The sequence below is a fragment of the Vibrio sp. S9_S30 genome (genome assembly GCF_014694455.1).
In the GTDB taxonomy this organism is placed as follows: Bacteria; Pseudomonadota; Gammaproteobacteria; order Enterobacterales; family Vibrionaceae; genus Vibrio.
This window is the reverse complement of sequence record NZ_JAAUWT010000005.1, coordinates 267,258-285,398: the sequence shown is the minus strand read 5'-3', so window position 1 is coordinate 285,398 and position 18,141 is coordinate 267,258. Positions and strand designations below refer to the sequence as shown.

Sequence of the window (18,141 nt, the reverse complement as noted above, 5' to 3'; positions counted from 1 at the left end):
AGAACGCTTTTGTTTGGTTGGAGCTACTCATAATCTTTTTCCAACCTTTCAATAATACTTTGTTGTAGTGCCGCGCATTCGGCGTCGAGCTTTCTGGGTACCGCCGTATTGGGCAAAGGAAGTGACTGCGCTTGCGTAGGGATGCTGTGCATGATGTAAAGCTTGGAAGCCAGTCGAATGGCTTCTTGAGGATCGTGAGTAATGAGTAACACGGTTTTGTCTTTGAGTAATTCGCAAGCTAGATTTTGTAGCTTATGTCGGTTCACCGCATCAAGGGCGGAGAAGGGTTCATCCATAAGCACTATCGGCTTGTCTTGCATTAATGTTCGAGCAATAGCGACACGTTGTCGCATACCACCAGATAGAGTTTGTGGAAGAAGAGCGTGTTGATCGACCAATCCCACCTGATTCAGAAGATGCAGCGCTTTTTCTCTGTGTTCGTTTTTTTCTCTGTGTTCGTTTTTTTCGCGATTGGTCCCTGAGAAAAAAGAACCGAAGGTACGAGAACCAGAAAAACGAGTGCCAGAAAAACGAGTACTGAGTAAGACGTTATCCAATGCCGATAACCAAGGCATCAATAAATCTTGTTGCCCCATATAAGCGACTTGATCATGAATGGATACGGTCTGACAATGCACAGCGGATTCACTTTCCCACTCTTTTTCTGACACCTGCTCTTTTCTCGATTCCAGTACAATCTGCCCATCCCATTTCGCTTTGTCGTTTAGCAGACCTGCGAGATAGCGCAATAACGTACTTTTGCCACAGCCGCTTCTTCCAAGCAGACAGGTCCATGTCCCCACAGGAATGGTCATGTTGATGCCTGAGAGCGTCGGAGTATCGGCATCGCCATATTGGAGGTGACCTTCTTCGATTTTTAGAGCAAAGTGCTTTCTAGTAATGGCTGAAAAGCTCGGGTTATCACCGCACATTTTCGTGCCCATTAAAGAAGTGATGGACAGGACCATGCCCCTGACCAATATCTAACTCACCAGAATGAATGATGGCTTGAGTGATATATGATTTTCCAAGGGTAACAGCAGAAACGAGATCATGACCTTGGGCAAGGTAGGACGCGATAGCGGAAGATAAGGTGCAACCCGTGCCATGGGTGTTTTTGGTTTCGATTCGCTTCGCTGAGAGTGTTTCAACAGAGTTTGGGAAAATAAGCAAATCATCACTATTTTCATCATGTTCTAAATGCCCACCTTTAAGCAATATGGAGGAACAGCCAAGCGCACGAAGTTTTGTCACCATGTCGTCCATTTCAGACGAGGTTGTGGGCACAGGGGAGCCAGTTAGTGTTGCGCCTTCGGGTAAATTTGGTGTGATAACGTCAGCTAGGGGAAGGAGCTCCGCTTTCAATGTGCTGATGGCACTTTCCTCAAGCAGCAGGTCGCCGCTGGTGGCTATCATCACCGGATCGACGACTAAATGTTTGGGCTGATATTGTCTGATCTTGTCTGCAACGACTTTGATGATACCTGAATCGGCCAGCATGCCGACTTTGACGGCAACCACATTGAGATCAGAAAATACGGCATCCAGCTGGCTTGCGATATGATCCAAAGGAATAGGGTGAATGGCGGAAACCCCAAGCGTATTTTGTGACGTAATAGCAGTAATGGCGGAACACGCGAAACCGCCTGTTGCTGAGATGGCTTTAATATCGGCTTGAATGCCCGCGCCACCGCCACTGTCCGAACCCGCAATGGTTAAAACGATGGGCGTTTTACGAGTAAGGTTGGTGCTCGCTTGATTAGAAGGTGTCATATAAAGCTCCCGCATACAGACGTGCGAGAACTTTTCTAACTTAGCCGTGGATTGGTAACGAGATCGATCCATCGAAAGAGAGAGGTATAGTTCCCTACGTCAGTGCTAACTGAATCAGGTTCAACGGGTCTCGCGATGCGATCTCAGCCCTAAGGCCCCCCGACTATTTATCCCGCGATGATAACAATTCTTGCTAAAAGGGCAACGAAATGATCATCAGTATGATTTGCATGTCTAATAATTGAGCTAAATATCAATTAAAGGGGCGGAATTAGAAAAAACGCACAGGAAGATGAAAGTCGAGTTCGAATGTTTCATCATCACTGAGAAAGTGATTCTTATGATAGTGCACGTATGCGGGGGTCGAACGGAGCTTGAACCCCGATGTTGGTAGCCAAGTTTCCAATACTGCACTGATTTGCGGAAGCAGTTCACCATAGATCCCTGTGAGCCTAAATACAGCGTGCAACCCACCGGGAATCACCATTTGGTTAACTACACCGCGAAATTTCAGTGGTTCCTTGATGGCAACACAGGCGACGTATCGACATTGGTCAAGTTCAACCCAAGCGGGGTTAGAGTGATGCAGACCATATTGATGAGTGAACGCCACCCCTTCGTTGTTTGTCCATGCTTGCAATGTTAGCCACGCATTGCGAATGGAGCGGCTGTACCCGCTGTGCCTCACATACGCCGCCATGATATCGGGAACGTCCGTTATTTTGGGAGCGGGTAACTCGCGCTGCGATACGCGTTCATAGCCCTGTGCAATTTCCGAGTCCTTCAGATAGGGCTTATCCGATACCTTCAAATCGTGCTTACGCCATTCACCTGGCGACATACCAAACGTTGACTTAAATGCTTGGCTGAAAGAGGAAAGTGAGCTAAACCCGCAATGGGTGGCAATGTCTAGAATAGGCGAGCTGGTATCAAACATCAGTTGATTCGCGGCGTACTCCATTCTGGTGCGCCGGATATATTGGTGTATGGATTCGCCGACAACACTTTTAAACACACGGTGAAAATGTTGTTCAGAGTATGCGGCAATTGACATAAGTTCTTTGACGCTTAAGGTTTCACTGATGTCTTGGTGTATGTGAAAAAGTACGTCATTGATTCGTGAAACATGTTGTGAGTTCATAACTAAAGGCTTTTTAAAAAATCACTAAATAGCATAAATGGACATAATGATAAGCATAAATGGACAAACAATTTTTTACAACTGTGCGTAATATCAATGGCAGTATCCAATACTGAAACGGAATAAAAATGGAAGTCGCACAATCTCTAAAACAAGTTCAATCCTCGTATATTCGCGAAATACTCAGTGCGGCGAGCGATAAAAATGTGATATCGCTAGCAGGCGGGTTGCCTGATGAATCGACGTTTCCCATTTCAATCATGAAGCCCGTTATAGAAAATCTTTCTGAACAGACTCATGTGTTTCAATATGGGCTGACGGCAGGTTACCCCCCATTACTGGATCACTTATCCTCCGCTTATGAATTGCCAGAGACTCACCAAGCCATGATGTGTACTGGTTCGCAGCAAGGCCTTGATTTGATTGCAAGAGCTTATGTTAACCCTGGTGATAAAGTGGTGATGGAAGCGCCTAGCTACCTTGGTGCGATGCAAGTCTTTGGGTTTGCACAGGCAAATATAGTGACGGTGTCACAAACTGAGGCGGGTCCAAACCTTCAAGAACTTGAAGCGTGCTTTGTCTCTGAACAGCCGAAAATGTTTTATGCGGTGCCTGACTTTCATAATCCAACCGGAGTGTGCTGGTCTTTAGAAGTGCGCAAACGGGTTGCCGAACTGTGCAAACAGCATAATGTGGCGTTTATCGAAGATGCGCCCTACCGCGAGTTGAGGTTTGAAGGCGAAGCCTTACCCATGGTTTCGGACTTTTGTCCGCAGCACTCCATTGTTTTAAGGTCGTTTTCTAAAATAGCTTCTCCGGGTTTGCGCATGGGGGTTGTAACAGGAAAGCGAGCGTATTTAGAGCCCCTGATCAAAATTAAACAAGGGGCGGATTTGCATTCTAGCGTTCCCATGCAAGCGGTGCTTTTGGGGCTGCTAACCCATCCTGATTTTGAGCAACACCTTACTGCTATTCGGAATTTATACCGCCAACGTTACCAGTGCTTAAAAACGGCTCTGGATGCGTCTCTTCCCTCAACCTGTGATGTGCAAGCGGTTCAGGGGGGGATGTTTATTTGGGTCACGCTACCTGAATGCGACACGTATGTGCTTGCAAAAGCATTATTGGCAAATGGTGTGGCGGTTGTGCCAAGCCCTGTTTTTTATCCAAGCAATGAAGGGCAAAAATCGGCAATTCGGCTGAACTTTACCAACGCCAATGAAGAACAATTAGTCGAAGCGGTGCAAAGGTTGGTGGTTGGGCTAAATCAGATCGTCTGTTAAGGGTTGGCTTGAAGTGATTAAAGAGGGTGAGCAGACTGTCTGACGACCAAAAGCGATAGCAGATCAATGGTCGGCACCATTTTTAGCTGGACTAGGCGAAAAGTAAGACAAGCACCAATAAGAAGAGATCTTAGTGAGATCTCTTCTTTTTTTGTTTATTCACCCTGATCCGTAACGGTTGCATTTTCCGGCACAGTATTGTCACGTTCGATATTTTTCAACGTATGAAACCCCGACCAAATTCGAGTGAATGTGGTCATCCAGCATAGAGAACCAAACACAAAGGCAATGACCGCGAAGTATTGCGGGAATAGGCAGAATAAAACAAAACACGCAATGGTTTCGGTTCCTTCAGTAATGCCACTCATGTAGTAGAGCGATTTGTTGGTATAAACCGGGTTATCAATATTATGTTTGCCTGCCATCACCGCAAAAGCCAAAAAGCTGCACCCAGTACCAATGAATGAAAAAATCAGAAATGCCCCAGCAATAGCATTGGCTTCTGGGTTGGCAACAACGAACCCAAATGGGATTAAAGAGTAGAATAGGAAATCCAAACTGATGTCGAGAAAGCCGCCAGAATCCGTGATGCCATGTCTTCTGGCTAATGCGCCATCAATGCCATCACCAATTCGGTTTAATACAATAAATAGCAGTGCCCAGCTGTATTCCTGAAGAATCAACGCTGGAAAAGCCAAACAGCCAATAAGAAAACCAACAAATGTTGCCTGATTGGCGGTGACGTTTAACTTATCCAGTGATTGAGCCACCATATTGAGTGGAGCGCGAATGACCTTAACACTGAATCTATCAAGCATGGGCATTCTCCCATGGCCAGCTTAAGCACGCACTGTTCTTTGGTACATCGGCTTCATCGTGCGTGACCATCAAAGCGGGTATGTTGGCGTCTTTTAGCTGTTGGAACACCCACTCTCGAAATTGGACGCGCAAATCTTTATCCAACTTACTGAATGGCTCATCCAGTAAGACGACTCTGGGTTCGGCGAGCAACATTCGAAGCAAGCTAACGCGAGCTCTTTGTCCACCAGACACTTGATTTGGGAATGAGTTTGCCAATTTCTTTAGCCCAACTTTTTCTAATGCCAGCATCGCTTGTTGATTGCGTTCTTGACCTTTCACTGTATTTGGTAGAGCAAACGCCAAGTTCTCCCAAATATTAAGGTGAGGAAATAGCAAATCATCTTGGAAAAGAAACCCGACTTGCCGCCGATGGGGGCTTACGTTGCCAACCTCTTTGTCTTCGATCAAGATGCTGCCAGTGTATTTGAAATCGTCGGCAAGATGCCCAGCAATGGCACTGAGTAATGACGATTTACCGCATCCACTGGGACCCATCAAGGTAAAGACTTCACCATCTCCGACTTCAAAAGAAATCGGATTAAAAAGGGCTTTGTTTTCTCGGTCACGGATGACGAGGTTTTTTAGCTGAAGCGTCATGAAGGCTTTCGGTCCTTACTAATTGTGTACGACGTAAACGTCGGTTTTGTAACTGATTGGTGAGCATAGCAAACGTGAAAAATATTAACGGCAGGAGTGCCTGCCAAAGTGCATAAATGGCAGTAACTCGTCTGTCGTGCCCACTGGTTAATGCCACGGCTTCTGTCGTGATGGTTGCAATCCTTCCTGCACCCAGCATAAGTGTAGGCAAATATTGAGCCAAGCTCACACTAATGCCTACCGCCCAAGCATAAATGATGGCAGGGAAGAGAATGTGAGCTTTAACCGACCACCATGCCTTGAAAGGAGATTTCCCTAAACTGAGGGCGGCCTGAGTAAGGCGATTGTCGTAGCTACGCCAAGGGCCATCGAGTGAAAGAAATACATACGGGAAGGCGAAAAACACATGCGCCCAACATACCCAGAAATAATATGCATCGGATGAGAAAAGCAGTGTTGTGATCTGAAGCCCAAACAAAATAGACAGCTGAGGCACCAGCATTGGAATGGCGATAATGAATCCCGGAACATGCAGACGATACCGAATGCGATATTCATGACCAACCAATGCGAGGATAAGGGCGATGGTTGATGAAATAATGGCTATCGACAGGCTATCCAATACCGTAGGAATAATGCCTTGCCACTCGTTTGACCAAAAACGTTCACTCAACCGAGTTGGGAATAAATCGGGAAAACGCCAGCGCTGTGCAAAGCTCCAAATCACCATGATAGGCAAGGTAAGAAAGGCAATCAGCGTGGTGGCTAAGAACAGCGTTTTTCCGGGCATTTTGATGCCGAAGCGACCGCCAACCTGCCAAGTTCGGCATTTCTTCACAGAAAGCGTTTCAACGCCCCGTAACACGGCAATGAGTAAAGAGCAGACGAAGAACAGCATCACCGCCCCTGCTGCTGCGCGGGGAAGCAAAGACAGATCGGGGTCATTAAACCATTGCCAAACCAGCACGGCAAAGGTGGGTGGGTTCGTAGGCCCGACAATCAATGCAAGATCAACAACGGAAGCCCCGTATGCGAGCACAGCAAGCAAAGGGAACCGGAGTTTAGGCAACCATTGTGGGAAAATGCATTTCCACCACATTTGTGCATCGTTGTACCCCAAGCTATGCGCAACTTGTGTTGTTTGGTGAATTTTTAGCTGCTGTAAAATAGGAATGCTCATGAGCAGCAAAAAAGGAATTTCTTTCAGAGTCAGTACGGCGATCAATCCCCAACCAGCTTGGTTGTGAACAATATTAAAGTCCCAAATCGTATCATCAAAAATAGGCATCATTTCTAGAATTGGGTGTAGCGCTCTAACGACGATTCCTGTTGGCGCAAACAGAAATGAAAACCCAATAGCAAAAGCGACATGAGGCAAAGCGAGTAGGGGGGAAAGCGTCAGTTCGACCTTCTGCCAGAACGTGGAACGCCAGCAGGCTTGAAGAATGAAAAACGTCAGCATACACGCTAGAAATGTGCTGACTAATGTTGTTGATACCGTTAGTAAAATAGACTCCCACACGCCACTCCAAGCAAATACAGCGCTAAAACCATTGATTGACGGTTCGGTATAGCCTAGCGGAGGAATGTAATTTATCGATGAAAGCACCACACCTACAAACCCTGGGATGGTAGGGGCAATGCATACAGCGATCATCAAAAAATATAGGGGTCTTAACATTATGTCTTTCTGTGTTGTACCTCCCCCTTTTAAAGAGGGAGGAATAGGTTTATTGACCGTAGCGCTTGAGCCACTCTTGCTCTAGCGCAACCTGCCAGCTTGGATGTGGTTCAGCGACCGATTTAAACAACTGGGTGTTTTTTGCACTGCCCGTCAAATGTTTGGATTCAAGGACGGAAGGATCACCCCATATTTCTATATCACCTTTTCGAGATTGTGCCTCAGGGCTAAGCAAGAAATTGATGGCCACTTTTGCGCCTTCCTTCGCCCGTGCATTCCAAGGAATAGCGAGGAAATGGATGTTAGATAACGCGCCAGATTCCATTGCATACGCTTTGGTGCTGTCGGATAAGGTGCCTTCGGCTTGAGCAGCAAAAACCTCGTTCGGATTAAACGTAATGGCTAAATCTAATTGGTTGTCATCCAGTAGCTGCATCGTTTGCTGTGAACCCGATGGGAATTGCTTACCTTGCTTCCAGCTATTTGGGTGCAACTTGTCTAAGTAGGACCAGAGTGGCTGAGTGATTTGCGCAAACTCGGCGTCTGACACTGGCTTCATTAGGCGAGGGTCGTTGTTTGTCAGTTCGATAAGTAGCGCTTTCAAAAAACTTGTGCCATGAAACTGAGGCGGTTTAGGGTAGCTAATACGATTTGGGTATGCCTGAGCGTAACTTAATAGCTCTGTAAACGTCGCTGGTGGGTTGTTCAGCCTTTTAGAATCGTGGATGAACACAAGTTGTCCAACACCCCATGGGGCTTCTAGCCCTAGCGTCGGTTCAGAGAAATCGTTGTCTACAGGCAACGATTTATCAACGTATTGCCAACTAGGCAATGTTTCTACAAATGGACCATATAGCAGCTCGTTGGTTTTCATGGATTTGAAGTTTTCCCCATTAACCCAAACCATATCCACACTGCCGCCGCTGTTTTTCCCTGCCGTTTTTTCAGCCAACAAACGAGAGCTGGTTTCAGCAATGTCGGTGACTTTTACGTGTTTTAGCTCAACACCGTAGCGGCGCTGCAATTCTTTATCGGCCCAACGTAGATAGTTGTTGATTTGCTGGCTGCCACCCCAAGCGTGAAAAAATACGGTTTGGCCTTGGGCTTTTAATTCAATGTCTTTCCACTGCTCGGTCGCTGCCGCTGGCAGTGAAAGCAAGGCAATACACAATGAAGAAATGAGCTTTTTCATGATGGTCCTTTTAAATGTGTACATACAATACGCAATAACACCGCTCTCTCGCCGCTTTGAGCCGCAGGCTTTTAGAAAACAGATGAAATCGATCAACCAATTTCGTTATAAAACGAATCCTACAAAAAGTGGAAGCAACATAAAGGCAGTGAATGAATCCAACGCAGTATCAGACCCCCTTTATGCCTGTTTCCTTTCAATTATGGCTTAATTTTCCAAAAATTAACGGTTAAGGTCATGAAAGAAGATCAATTTTGATGGGTGAGGTGAATTCATTCAAAGGCGGACGTATCGGAAACTCTATAATCAAACTCATAAAAAACGCGCCGTGATAGGCGCGTTTTAGGAAACTTAGTGAGGAGAGATAGGACTAAGCGATATCAGATTAACGCTTATCTATTTTTTGTTGCATTGCTCTAAACCGACCACTTGATCGATGATCAGCTGCCCGCGAGTATTTCTCAACATTAATCGGTAGCGCACGCCTTGATCTAAGGCAGCTTTCACTTCATTACTGGAACAGTAATATTTGATCGCGTTATTCATAAGTTCTTGCGGCGCAATTTTTCCCTGGTCTTGATTGTAAATCATGAGCAGTTCAACCACGCCAAATTTGGCTTCTGCCTTCATGATGTTAAGCGCACCCACTTCAACGGGAAGACCAGCAGAAAGCACGCTGGCTCTGTGCTGTGCAATAAGCTCAATTTGGGATTGTTTGTTGTCAGAAGAGGCACACCCTGCAAACAACCCAACAGACAATAATGCGGTGCCAATTGTTTTGGCTAAAGAATATTTCGACATAAAGTTAGAACACTTTTTTGAAAGGTTTGACGATGACGTTTTCGTATACACCTGCTTCTATGTATGGGTCTGCGTCTGCCCAGTTTTTGGCCTCTTCTAGAGAATCAAATTCTGCAATTACCGTTGAACCAGTGAACCCTGCGGTTCCCGGGTCATTGCTGTCGATTGCGGGCATCGGCCCCGCTGTAAGTAAGCGACCTTCATCTTGAAGTAATTGCAACCTAGCAAGGTGGCGCTCACGAACACTTAGGCGTTTTTCTAGTGAATTTTCGACATCCTGAGAAAAAATTACGTACCACATAGATAAGACTTCCCATGCAAATTGATTGGTTAGAATGATATTAAACCGATTCGAATTAAAGATCTTGTTCTACAAAAGATATTTGCTTTTAAATGACCTAAAAATGTGAGTTTCAACTAGAAAAGCTTTATTCTTTTTTAAGATTATCTTCCTTTATGAACTCTAAGTGACGAGGGAGGTCACTCAAACGTTCTCTCAAAAACTCAGGATAGATAGGGAGCTGCTTGGCAGCTTCGATTGGAAACCATTTAAAAACTAACGGGCTGCCTTCCTCAATGCCGCTGAACTCTTTCTCTTTGGGCATCGGTTGTGGTGTGTCCAAACGCATAAGGAAGCAGTTTGATATTTCGTGATACTTGCTGCCGTCGTATTCGAAGAAGTTTTCGATGTACCACAAGTGTCTTTCTATCATGGCTTTTAGCCCCGTTTCTTCCTCTATCTCCCTTACGAGAGTGTCGTCCGAGTGCTCAAAAAGCTCGACTCTGCCACCAGGTAAAGACCAGAAATCGTCTTTCTCGCTCGTATGTAAGAGAATATGACCTTCATCAATGATGATGGCTGCACTCCTAAAGTTGAATCGTGACTGTCCTTGTCGAAAATGAATCATCTGACATCTTATCTTTTTTGCTAGGTTTGCTAGGTTTGCTAGTTCGTTGGGATCGGGCGTGGTTTTCCGTCACTGTCGATAGCAACGTAATTAAATGTCGCCTCACATACTTGAAATCGTTCTTTTACGCCGTCTTCTTTGACAGGTTTCACCCATACGTCTAGGTCTATGCTCATTGACGTGCGCCCGATTTTAGTGCACTCCCCATAGCAGCACACCACATCGCCAACCTTGACCGGTTTTTTGAAGGTAATGCTGGAAACGGAAACCGTCACGATTCGACCACCGGATATCTCTTTAGCGAGAATCCCCCCAGCCAAATCCAGCTGAGACATGATCCAACCGCCAAAAATATCACCATTTGCATTGCAATCACTTGGCATCGCTAAAGTTCGAGTGAGAAGTTGTCCTTTTGGTGTGCTCATATATCGCCACCATTTGTTTTTGTTAGGTAATAACGCATTTATTTTTCCCAGACCTTTATTTGTCCAAAATAGCAGAGGCAACTGGCCTCTTAAAGAGTCAAGTTAATTAGGGGGGGGAAGGGATACTACCAAGACAAAAGGTCTCAAACAATATTTGAGACCGTTAAAATCGAATGGGAAAAAGGGCAACCTTAATCGGGTTATTCTTGGCTATCTTTTTGCTGATCTTTAGGCATGTGCTTGTAGATATAGACGCCCGTGAGGATCATGAAGCTGAATGTGGCAGCAAGTAAGCCGAACACCTTGAAGTTTACCCAAGTATCTAAAGACATTGTGAAGGCGATATAGACGTTTAAAAATGCACAGAACGAGAAAAAGCCAATCCACGCGTAATTGATTTTGTTCCATAGGGTATCTGGCAGGCTAATCTCTTTTGCTAACATGCCTTTAATGATGGGCTTACCCATTAGCTGAGTCACAAAAAGACCCATCGCAAACACCAAATAGACAATCGTGACTTTCCACTTAATGAAGTTTTCATTCTGAAAGAAGATAGTCATCCCACCGAACACCGCTACCATGGCAAAGGTGATCAACTGCATCTTTTCGAATTTTCTATAGATGATGAACGTCACTGCGATTTGAATGGCGGTAGCAAAGATCAGTGCGCCTGTGGCGACGTAGATGTCGTACATTTTGTAGAGAACAAAGAAAATAATCAGCGGAATAAACTCTATCAGTTGCTTCATTGATGTTGCTGTCCATTTTGGAGGTTACAAACCAGTCTACATAAAACCTTCACTTTAAGGGAGTTGGAGTGTCTATGTGACGTCACAGTCCTATTTGGTTGTAGGCGTTGAAATTTGGTAGATATTCCCATTGTCTGTTCCAAAATAAAGGTGTTCGCTCGGTGAGACAGCGATGGAGCGAATCCGTTCACCGAGATCTTCAAACAATCGGGTTTCGCTAAACGAGAGCGGGTCGACGACATTAATGTGAGTGAGCTTCAAGGCTCCGATAAGGATTTTCCCATTGAGCTCTGGGTAGTGTTTTCCTCGATAAAGCACCAGGCTACTTGGCGCAATGGAAGGGACGTATACCTTCTTCGGTGATTCAATGCCTTCTTTCTCTTCAGCATCCCCCACAGAAATTGGCCCCCAGTACTCTTTTCCGTGCGAGGTCATTGGCCAACCGTAGTTTTTGCCCTTCAAGATGAGGTTAATTTCATCGCCACCACGAGGACCATGCTCGACAGACCAAAGTTGCTGAGCTGGTTTATCGAAAAAGAGACCTTGAGGGTTTCGGTGACCGTAGCTCCAAATTTCAGGGAGTGCATTGGCGCCCAAATTTGGGTTATCGGTTGGTTGTGTCCCATCAACGGACAATCGCAGGATAGAACCGGCATGTGTTGTTAAGTCCTGACCATTTGGTCTTTCGCCTCGATCGCCAATACTGAAAAACAGGTGTCCTTTATCATCAAACGCAATTCTGCTCCCATAATGACGACTGGTATCGGTGATTGAGCGAGTCACAAGGAGATCTTTCCAGTTGTTCAGATCTGTGCCAACCAAGTGAGCGGTAGCCAATGTGGTCGCAGAACCTCCTTTAACAGGTTTGCTGTAAGTAAAATAGAGCAATCTACCATTCTTGTTAGTTGAAGCTGGATTATCTAAGGCATCACTTTCGGGAGAAACAGCCACATCCATTAATCCCCCTTGTCCTCTTGCATACACGTCGGGAATGCCGGAAACAGGGCTCAAGTCACCTGTTTTTACATTCAAAAGGTAGCCAAGACCTTTACGGGTCGTGACAAAGGCTAGGTCGTGTTCAATGAACGTGAACCCCCAAGGTACGCCGTTCAATTCAGCTATTTTACTTAGCTTGTAAGTTGCTTGCTCGGCAAGCGCCGGACTCATCAAAGTCAACGTAGTAATGGATAACCATATCGCTTGTTTAAACATAGGAAGCCTTCCCTACAGTTCTTAGATTGGTCTATTTGACCATAAACCGGCCAAAAAAGAAGAATGAAATTCCTTGGGTACATATACCTCGCTACGTGTTTATACCTCGCTATGTGTTTCGAGGATCTAGTGAAAATGAGGCTTTATTGAAAATATGCAAGTTTACTTGCCGACATTAATGTTTAAATTGTACAGACCAATTTTATTAAGTTTATTACTTTAATCGCAATAGTTATCACTATTCTTAACAAGAAGGAGATCTTTCTGATCCTCTATCAAGATAAATAGTTAAGCGAGATCTCATTTTTATAAGAACATATCCATATAACATGCCATTGGTCACAAATTCATCATTAATATAATAATCAATTGCTTAGTATTTAATTGGATAGCAACTGATACGCATATCAAACTTATTAACCCTATAAAAAGTATGAATATATCCAGTTCACCATGGTTGAATAACTGAAATTGTCAATATTCCTTTTTTTCTGTATTGGTATTGTCAATGTTTGAAATTGTCCATACCAATAATTTTACAGGTATGGTCGATTGTTACTTAGTGATATTTAGGCAGAGTGGAAGCATGAAAAAAAATTCAGATCGAATGTATGTGAAGATTGCAGAAGACATCATTGAAAAAATTCAAAGCAATCAAATTCGAGTGGGTGACTCAATTCCACCGGAGCGAAAGTTGGCCGAGCAGATGAAGGTCAGCCGGACGGTCGTTCGAGAAGCCATGGTGTATTTGGAATTAGTTGGCATTGCAGAGATTAAAAAAGGCGCAGGCGTCTTCGTGATTAGAAAAGAGCCTTTAGTGAGTACTCGAACTGAAATCCAAGTGACCCCCTACGACATATTGGATGCACGTTTAAACCTTGAGCCAGAAATGGCATACAGGGCGGCGCAAAACAACAGCCCCGAATTAATCGAGGAGCTGACCAATTGCATCAAGATGATGGAAAGTTCAATGTTTTTTTCGGACGAAGAATTAAAGAAAAGAACCTCTATCGATGCGGACAGGCAGTTCCACAAAGCCATCGCAAATGCTTGCACCAATCCTTTGTTTAAACAATTTCATCAAGAGCTGATGTCACTGCATATGGTGGGTGACATATGGCAGCGTATGGATGAATTGGCAGATGAACCCGCTTCAAGAGGTCGATGGGAAAACGACCATAAAGAGGTCTATGAAGCGATTGTAAAAGGCGAGCCTGAGGCCGCTAGAAAAGCAATGTATGAACACATCAGTAACATTATTAAAGAATTAACTCAGTAACCTCATTTTATGAAAGGAGTCAAAAATGAAATTGTTAGGAACACTAGCACTTGCAGGCATTTTGGGTTTATCACCAATGTATGCGGCAGCAAAGGAATACTCGCTGAAGGTTTCTATTTCAGTGGGTGAAAAAGACCCTATGTACAGCGGAAGCGTTGCATTAAAAGAAGCGGTGGAGAAACGAACAAACGGGAAGTTAAAAATCGATATTTACCCAAGTGGGCAATTAGGTTCTGTAGAAGATATCCAGGAATTGGCCATGTTTGGTGAAAATATTGCTGTTCTTACGGATAGCGGCAGGCTCAGCCTGTTTGCAAAAGAACTGGGCGTAATTGGCGTAGCCTATGCCGCTAAAGATTATGAAGAGATGAAGAGAATCATTGAAACGGACGTATTTAAAAACTGGGAGACAAAGTTGCTGGATTCTGGGTTACGTATTCTTTCGTTCAACTGGTTTCAAGGCAGCCGCAGTTTCATGACTAATAAAGAAGTGCGTAAACCCGAAGATTTGAAAAGTACTCTGATTCGTACGCCGGGAGCACCGGTGTGGTCAGAGTCAATCAAAGCACTTGGGGCAATGCCTGTCTCCTTGCCTTGGTCAGAAACCTACACAGCAATGCAGCAAGGCACAATTGATGGGTTTGAAGCTCAGATCCCTGCTACGTATGCCGCTAGTTTACATGAGACGGTTAAATACATGGCAGAAACGGAGCACTTTCAGCTAATGACGGCAATGGTCGTCAGCAATGAATGGTTTGAGAGCTTGCCAAAAGACTTTCAAAAGATTTTGTTGGAAGAGACAAAGAAAGCGGGCAGCTTTGCTTCTGACGAAACAAACCAAAAAGTTGCGGGCTTTAAGAAAATCATGAAAGAGCAATTTAAAGTTCAATTTATTCCTGTCGATAAAACGCCATTTATTGAAAATGCAAAACCTGTTTTCAAAAAGTTAGGGTACGAAAAAGAGTATCAAGAACTTCAGGACGCGTTGAATAAGTAAGAAAAGGTATTAGGGATGTTAAAATTATTATTTAAGGTCAATAACAAGATCCTTGATTTTGAAAGAAACCTAACCTGTTTATATCTGTTTCTTATTGTGTCCCTAATCTTTACGTCTGCGGTGCTTCGCACTGCAGGCTACCCACAGGCGTGGATGAATGATTTGGGTAAGCTTCTTTTTGGTTGGGTGATATTTCTCGGCGCAGATATTGCCTTAAGTAAAGGTAAACATATTGGCGTTGAATACTTTGAAGAAAAGCTGCCCGAGAGAGTACGAAGAGTTGTCGGCGCAGTTTGGTCGCTTCTCATCGTCGCGTTTCTGTTATTTATTGTTTATTACGGTTGGTATTTGGTTGAGCGTAGCAGAAGAAATTTTGATTCACTTGTGATCAGTGACATGTTATTTGCTTTCATTTCCATCCTTTTATTTTCAATCCTAATTGCTGCAGAAGAGAAATTTAATCAGAAGAAAAGTAATGCTAAAGCCATTGCTATATTTATTTTGTGTTTTACGACTTTGTCTGGTGGAGTCTATCTTCTTGATTTAAATAGTAACCCCAAACCATTGAGTTATATTTTTCTCATCGCTGCCGTTCCCGTAGGTGGGGCATTAATGGTTCGTAGCCAAATCCTATTGTTATTTAAAAAAGAGGCAAACTGATGATTCAAGATATCATTAATCTTTTGGTTACGCCTACCAGTGTGCTGGCGATAAGCTTTGCTGTATTTCTAGTCTTGAGAATGTCACTGGCTTTTGCGATTGCTATATCCAGTGTTTTATTTTTTGTCGTGGATGGAAGCTCTTCTTTTATTATCCCAATACAGAAGATGGTTGTTGCTTCTCAAAATCCAGCCCTTTTAGCCGTTCCATTTTTTGTGCTTGCAGGTAATTTAATGAATGCCGCTGGAATAACAAAAAGGCTGATCTATTTTTGTACTACCGTTACCGCTCATATGGTTGGTGGATTAGCACAAGTCACGGTTTTACTGAGTGCTGTCATGGGTGGGATTTCTGGGTCTGCAATTGCGGATGTTGCGATGCAGTCAAAAATTCTAGGTCCTGCCATGCTGAAGAAAGGGTACAAAAAAGGGTTTGTTGCCGCTTCTATTGGCCTGAGTGGACTCATTACCGCCACCATTCCTCCAAGTATTGGGCTGATTCTGTATGGGTTTGTTGGGGAAGTGTCGATTGGTCGGTTATTTTTGGCCGGTATCATTCCCGGATTTTTATTAACCGTTTTCCTTATGGTGACCGTCAGTATTGTTTCGCGAAAGAGCGGGTATGCAAAAGAACAAGACCACGTAACACCCTTGCCAGAAATAAAAGATGCCTTTTTGAAATGTTACTGGGCAATACTTTTCCCTGTGTTGCTTATTGTATCCATTCGTATGGGCATTTTTACGCCCTCAGAAGCAGGTTCTTTTGCGGTGGTCTATGCGTTTTTGGTAGGGCGCTTTGCCTATAAGGAGCTCGATCTTAAAAAGATTGTAGACGTTCTGAATGATACCGTGATCGACAATGCCGTCATCATGCTGATCATCTCTTTCTCGGGTATCTTTGGTTACATTGTTGTCGACAACAAAATCCCGCAATCGCTCTCAGAGAGCATTTTGAGCGTGACAAACAACCCGCACCTTTTACTCGCGTTGACTCTTATCTTCCTTGCGATCATTGGCATGTTTATGGAAGCCACCGTGAACGTGCTTCTGCTTACCCCAATCTTTCTCCCCATCGTAACAGGAGTGGGGATAGATCCTGTTCACTTCGGGATCTTAATGATGACCATCATTACACTTGGAGGAATGACCCCGCCGGTAGGCATTGCCATGTTTACGGCATGCTCCATTTTAGATTGTCCGACCAAAGATTATGTTCGTTCTTCTGTTCCCTTTTTCATCGCGATTGTCTTACTCATCATAGTGCTGGCTGTTTTCCCTCAATTGGTGCTGTTCTTGCCCGATCTCGCTTATGGATAAAAGGCGCAGGCAGTGAACGACAAACATTATTAGAACGAAAGGAAAACTCATGAAGATAGAAAAAGTGGATGTATTTGTAACTTGCCCAGATCGGAATTACGTGATTGTGAAAGTCACAACAGAATGCGGCGTTACAGGGCTTGGTGATGCAACATTAAATGGACGAGAAATGTCGGTCGTATCATATCTAGAGCACCATATTTGCCCTCAATTGATAGGAAGAGATGCGAGAAAAATAGAAGATATTTGGCAGTCGCTATACCGCGGTGCGTATTGGCGCCGAGGACCTGTCACCATGACGGCGATCTCTGCAATCGATGTCGCACTTTGGGACATCAAAGGCAAGGCGGCCAACATGCCGGTGTATGACTTGTTGGGGGGCGCCTCCAGAGAGGGTGCGTTGGTGTACGGGCACGCGACAGGGCATTCAATCTCCCAGTTAATTGATGACTATGCGAAACAGAAAGAGCTAGGGTACCGCGCATTTCGAGTACAAGCCAAAGTGCCTGGAATTGAGAGCAGTTATGGCGTCAGCAAAGGAAAAGGCAACACTTACGAACCTGCATCTAAAGGAAACGCCCCCGACGAGGAGATTTGGTCTACCGATAAATATTTAGCGTTCGCTCCTAGGATATTTGAGGAAATTCGATCGGAGTTTGGGTTTGAAGACCCACTTTTGCACGATGTACACCATCGCCTTACACCGTTGGAAGCCGCACAACTGGGTAAAAGCCTTGAAGAATACAAGCTGTTTTGGATGGAGGACCCAACTCCAGCTGAGAACCAAGAAGCATTTAGGCTGATACGCCAGCATACCACCACACCAATAGCGGTAGGTGAAGTGTTCAACTCACTATGGGATTGCAAACAGCTTATTGAAGAGCAGCTGGTTGATTACATTCGGGCAACGGTTTGCCATGCGGGCGGGATAACCCATATGCGTCGCATCGCCGATTTTGCTTCTTTGTATCAAGTGAGAATGGGGGCTCATGGTCCTTCCGATATTTCGCCAGTTGGACTAGCGGCTGGATTGCATTTGGATATGTGGATGCCCAATTTTGGCATTCAAGAATACATGGGTTATTCCGAGAAAATGTTATCGGTTTTTGATGTGAACTGGTCATTTGAACAAGGGTTAATGCACCCGAGCGACAAACCCGGAATTGGCGTGGAATTCAACGAACAGGAGGCAGAAAAGTACCCCTATCAATCCGCGTACCTGCCGATTGCCCGTTTGACCGACGGTACTGTTTGGAACTGGTAATG

The 18,141-nt window shown here is 44.6% G+C and carries 19 protein-coding genes and 1 riboswitch; of the genes, 6 read left to right on the top strand and 13 right to left on the bottom strand.

Annotated elements, in window-relative coordinates:
- Nucleotides 1-23: 23 nt before the first annotated feature.
- From HC752_RS08415 to HC752_RS08405, 3 genes are all read right to left on the bottom strand, one after another.
- Nucleotides 24-815, bottom strand: coding sequence for an ABC transporter ATP-binding protein (locus HC752_RS08415; protein ID WP_446751427.1), 792 nt, complete (start codon nucleotides 813-815; stop codon nucleotides 24-26).
- Nucleotides 816-921: 106 nt separating this feature from the next.
- Entirely contained in the window at nucleotides 922-1,773 is an 852-nt protein-coding gene (thiD, locus tag HC752_RS08410) for a bifunctional hydroxymethylpyrimidine kinase/phosphomethylpyrimidine kinase (RefSeq protein ID WP_238930460.1), read from the bottom strand.
- Nucleotides 1,774-1,847: 74 nt separating this feature from the next.
- Nucleotides 1,848-1,945, bottom strand: a riboswitch (TPP riboswitch).
- A 99-nt stretch (nucleotides 1,946-2,044) separates the two neighbouring features.
- Nucleotides 2,045-2,914, bottom strand: coding sequence for an AraC family transcriptional regulator (locus HC752_RS08405; RefSeq protein ID WP_190334683.1), 870 nt, complete (start codon nucleotides 2,912-2,914; stop codon nucleotides 2,045-2,047).
- Between the two features lie 128 nt (nucleotides 2,915-3,042).
- On the opposite strand from HC752_RS08405, the gene HC752_RS08400 reads away from it, so the two are divergent.
- Nucleotides 3,043-4,197 carry an aminotransferase-like domain-containing protein gene (locus tag HC752_RS08400; RefSeq protein WP_190334682.1) on the top strand — a complete coding sequence of 385 codons (1,155 nt, stop codon included), beginning with the start codon at nucleotides 3,043-3,045 and terminating at the stop codon, nucleotides 4,195-4,197.
- Nucleotides 4,198-4,352: 155 nt separating this feature from the next.
- Here the strand turns inward: HC752_RS08400 and HC752_RS08395 are convergent, their stop codons facing one another.
- From HC752_RS08395 to HC752_RS08350, 10 genes are all read right to left on the bottom strand, one after another.
- Nucleotides 4,353-5,015, bottom strand: a complete 663-nt coding sequence (locus tag HC752_RS08395) for a CDP-alcohol phosphatidyltransferase family protein (protein ID WP_190334681.1) — start codon at nucleotides 5,013-5,015, stop codon at nucleotides 4,353-4,355.
- The gene (locus HC752_RS08390) at nucleotides 5,008-5,655 is read right to left on the bottom strand and encodes an ATP-binding cassette domain-containing protein (RefSeq protein WP_190334680.1); all 648 of its coding nucleotides are present in this window, start codon (nucleotides 5,653-5,655) and stop codon (nucleotides 5,008-5,010) included. Before HC752_RS08390 ends, HC752_RS08395 begins: the two co-directional genes overlap by 8 nt.
- Nucleotides 5,621-7,336, bottom strand: coding sequence for an ABC transporter permease (locus HC752_RS08385; RefSeq protein WP_190334679.1), 1,716 nt, complete (start codon nucleotides 7,334-7,336; stop codon nucleotides 5,621-5,623). Before HC752_RS08385 ends, HC752_RS08390 begins: the two co-directional genes overlap by 35 nt.
- Before the next feature lie 49 nt (nucleotides 7,337-7,385).
- The gene (locus tag HC752_RS08380; RefSeq protein ID WP_190334678.1) at nucleotides 7,386-8,528 is read right to left on the bottom strand and encodes an ABC transporter substrate-binding protein; all 1,143 of its coding nucleotides are present in this window, start codon (nucleotides 8,526-8,528) and stop codon (nucleotides 7,386-7,388) included.
- A gap of 396 nt (nucleotides 8,529-8,924) precedes the next feature.
- Nucleotides 8,925-9,329, bottom strand: coding sequence for a GspS/AspS pilotin family protein (locus HC752_RS08375; RefSeq protein ID WP_190334677.1), 405 nt, complete (start codon nucleotides 9,327-9,329; stop codon nucleotides 8,925-8,927).
- Between the two features lie 4 nt (nucleotides 9,330-9,333).
- Entirely contained in the window at nucleotides 9,334-9,630 is a 297-nt protein-coding gene (locus HC752_RS08370; protein ID WP_190334676.1) for a YciI family protein, read from the bottom strand.
- A gap of 127 nt (nucleotides 9,631-9,757) precedes the next feature.
- Nucleotides 9,758-10,237 carry an NUDIX hydrolase gene (locus HC752_RS08365; protein WP_190334675.1) on the bottom strand — a complete coding sequence of 160 codons (480 nt, stop codon included), beginning with the start codon at nucleotides 10,235-10,237 and terminating at the stop codon, nucleotides 9,758-9,760.
- Nucleotides 10,238-10,275: 38 nt separating this feature from the next.
- Nucleotides 10,276-10,662, bottom strand: a complete 387-nt coding sequence (yciA, locus tag HC752_RS08360) for an acyl-CoA thioester hydrolase YciA (protein WP_190334674.1) — start codon at nucleotides 10,660-10,662, stop codon at nucleotides 10,276-10,278.
- 200 nt (nucleotides 10,663-10,862) lie between these two features.
- The gene (locus HC752_RS08355; protein WP_190334673.1) at nucleotides 10,863-11,411 is read right to left on the bottom strand and encodes a septation protein A; all 549 of its coding nucleotides are present in this window, start codon (nucleotides 11,409-11,411) and stop codon (nucleotides 10,863-10,865) included.
- A gap of 90 nt (nucleotides 11,412-11,501) precedes the next feature.
- The gene (locus HC752_RS08350) at nucleotides 11,502-12,623 is read right to left on the bottom strand and encodes a PQQ-dependent sugar dehydrogenase (RefSeq protein ID WP_190334672.1); all 1,122 of its coding nucleotides are present in this window, start codon (nucleotides 12,621-12,623) and stop codon (nucleotides 11,502-11,504) included.
- Nucleotides 12,624-13,209: 586 nt separating this feature from the next.
- Between HC752_RS08350 and HC752_RS08345 the strand changes: the two genes are divergently transcribed.
- The 5 genes from HC752_RS08345 to manD are packed head-to-tail and all read left to right on the top strand — an operon-like array spanning nucleotide 13,210 to nucleotide 18,139.
- Nucleotides 13,210-13,902 carry a FadR/GntR family transcriptional regulator gene (locus HC752_RS08345; protein WP_190334671.1) on the top strand — a complete coding sequence of 231 codons (693 nt, stop codon included), beginning with the start codon at nucleotides 13,210-13,212 and terminating at the stop codon, nucleotides 13,900-13,902.
- Nucleotides 13,903-13,927: 25 nt separating this feature from the next.
- On the top strand, nucleotides 13,928-14,899 hold the full coding sequence (locus tag HC752_RS08340) for a C4-dicarboxylate TRAP transporter substrate-binding protein (protein ID WP_190334670.1): 972 nt from the start codon (nucleotides 13,928-13,930) through the stop codon (nucleotides 14,897-14,899).
- 15 nt (nucleotides 14,900-14,914) lie between these two features.
- Entirely contained in the window at nucleotides 14,915-15,559 is a 645-nt protein-coding gene (locus HC752_RS08335) for a TRAP transporter small permease (RefSeq protein WP_190334669.1), read from the top strand.
- Complete coding sequence (locus HC752_RS08330; protein ID WP_190334668.1) at nucleotides 15,559-16,875, top strand: TRAP transporter large permease; 1,317 nt, start codon at nucleotides 15,559-15,561, stop codon at nucleotides 16,873-16,875. Before HC752_RS08335 ends, HC752_RS08330 begins: the two co-directional genes overlap by 1 nt.
- A 49-nt stretch (nucleotides 16,876-16,924) precedes the next feature.
- Nucleotides 16,925-18,139 (top strand): D-mannonate dehydratase ManD, encoded by a 1,215-nt coding sequence (manD, locus tag HC752_RS08325; RefSeq protein WP_190334667.1) that lies wholly within the window; start codon nucleotides 16,925-16,927, stop codon nucleotides 18,137-18,139.
- Nucleotides 18,140-18,141: the final 2 nt, after the last annotated feature.

Coding starts and splice junctions, on each gene's coding strand:
- HC752_RS08340 (WP_190334670.1), top strand. CDS start 13,928: ATGAAATTGTTAGGAACACTAGCACTTGCAGGCATTTTGGGTTTATCA.
- HC752_RS08395 (WP_190334681.1), bottom strand. CDS start 5,015: ATGCTTGATAGATTCAGTGTTAAGGTCATTCGCGCTCCACTCAATATG.
- thiD (WP_238930460.1), bottom strand. CDS start 1,773: ATGACACCTTCTAATCAAGCGAGCACCAACCTTACTCGTAAAACGCCC.
- HC752_RS08405 (WP_190334683.1), bottom strand. CDS start 2,914: ATGAACTCACAACATGTTTCACGAATCAATGACGTACTTTTTCACATA.
- HC752_RS08355 (WP_190334673.1), bottom strand. CDS start 11,411: ATGAAGCAACTGATAGAGTTTATTCCGCTGATTATTTTCTTTGTTCTC.
- HC752_RS08415 (WP_446751427.1), bottom strand. CDS start 815: ATGACCATTCCTGTGGGGACATGGACCTGTCTGCTTGGAAGAAGCGGC.
- HC752_RS08370 (WP_190334676.1), bottom strand. CDS start 9,630: ATGTGGTACGTAATTTTTTCTCAGGATGTCGAAAATTCACTAGAAAAA.
- HC752_RS08385 (WP_190334679.1), bottom strand. CDS start 7,336: ATGTTAAGACCCCTATATTTTTTGATGATCGCTGTATGCATTGCCCCT.
- HC752_RS08390 (WP_190334680.1), bottom strand. CDS start 5,655: ATGACGCTTCAGCTAAAAAACCTCGTCATCCGTGACCGAGAAAACAAA.
- manD (WP_190334667.1), top strand. CDS start 16,925: ATGAAGATAGAAAAAGTGGATGTATTTGTAACTTGCCCAGATCGGAAT.
- HC752_RS08350 (WP_190334672.1), bottom strand. CDS start 12,623: ATGTTTAAACAAGCGATATGGTTATCCATTACTACGTTGACTTTGATG.
- HC752_RS08380 (WP_190334678.1), bottom strand. CDS start 8,528: ATGAAAAAGCTCATTTCTTCATTGTGTATTGCCTTGCTTTCACTGCCA.
- yciA (WP_190334674.1), bottom strand. CDS start 10,662: ATGAGCACACCAAAAGGACAACTTCTCACTCGAACTTTAGCGATGCCA.
- HC752_RS08330 (WP_190334668.1), top strand. CDS start 15,559: ATGATTCAAGATATCATTAATCTTTTGGTTACGCCTACCAGTGTGCTG.
- HC752_RS08345 (WP_190334671.1), top strand. CDS start 13,210: ATGAAAAAAAATTCAGATCGAATGTATGTGAAGATTGCAGAAGACATC.
- HC752_RS08335 (WP_190334669.1), top strand. CDS start 14,915: ATGTTAAAATTATTATTTAAGGTCAATAACAAGATCCTTGATTTTGAA.
- HC752_RS08400 (WP_190334682.1), top strand. CDS start 3,043: ATGGAAGTCGCACAATCTCTAAAACAAGTTCAATCCTCGTATATTCGC.
- HC752_RS08365 (WP_190334675.1), bottom strand. CDS start 10,237: ATGATTCATTTTCGACAAGGACAGTCACGATTCAACTTTAGGAGTGCA.
- HC752_RS08375 (WP_190334677.1), bottom strand. CDS start 9,329: ATGTCGAAATATTCTTTAGCCAAAACAATTGGCACCGCATTATTGTCT.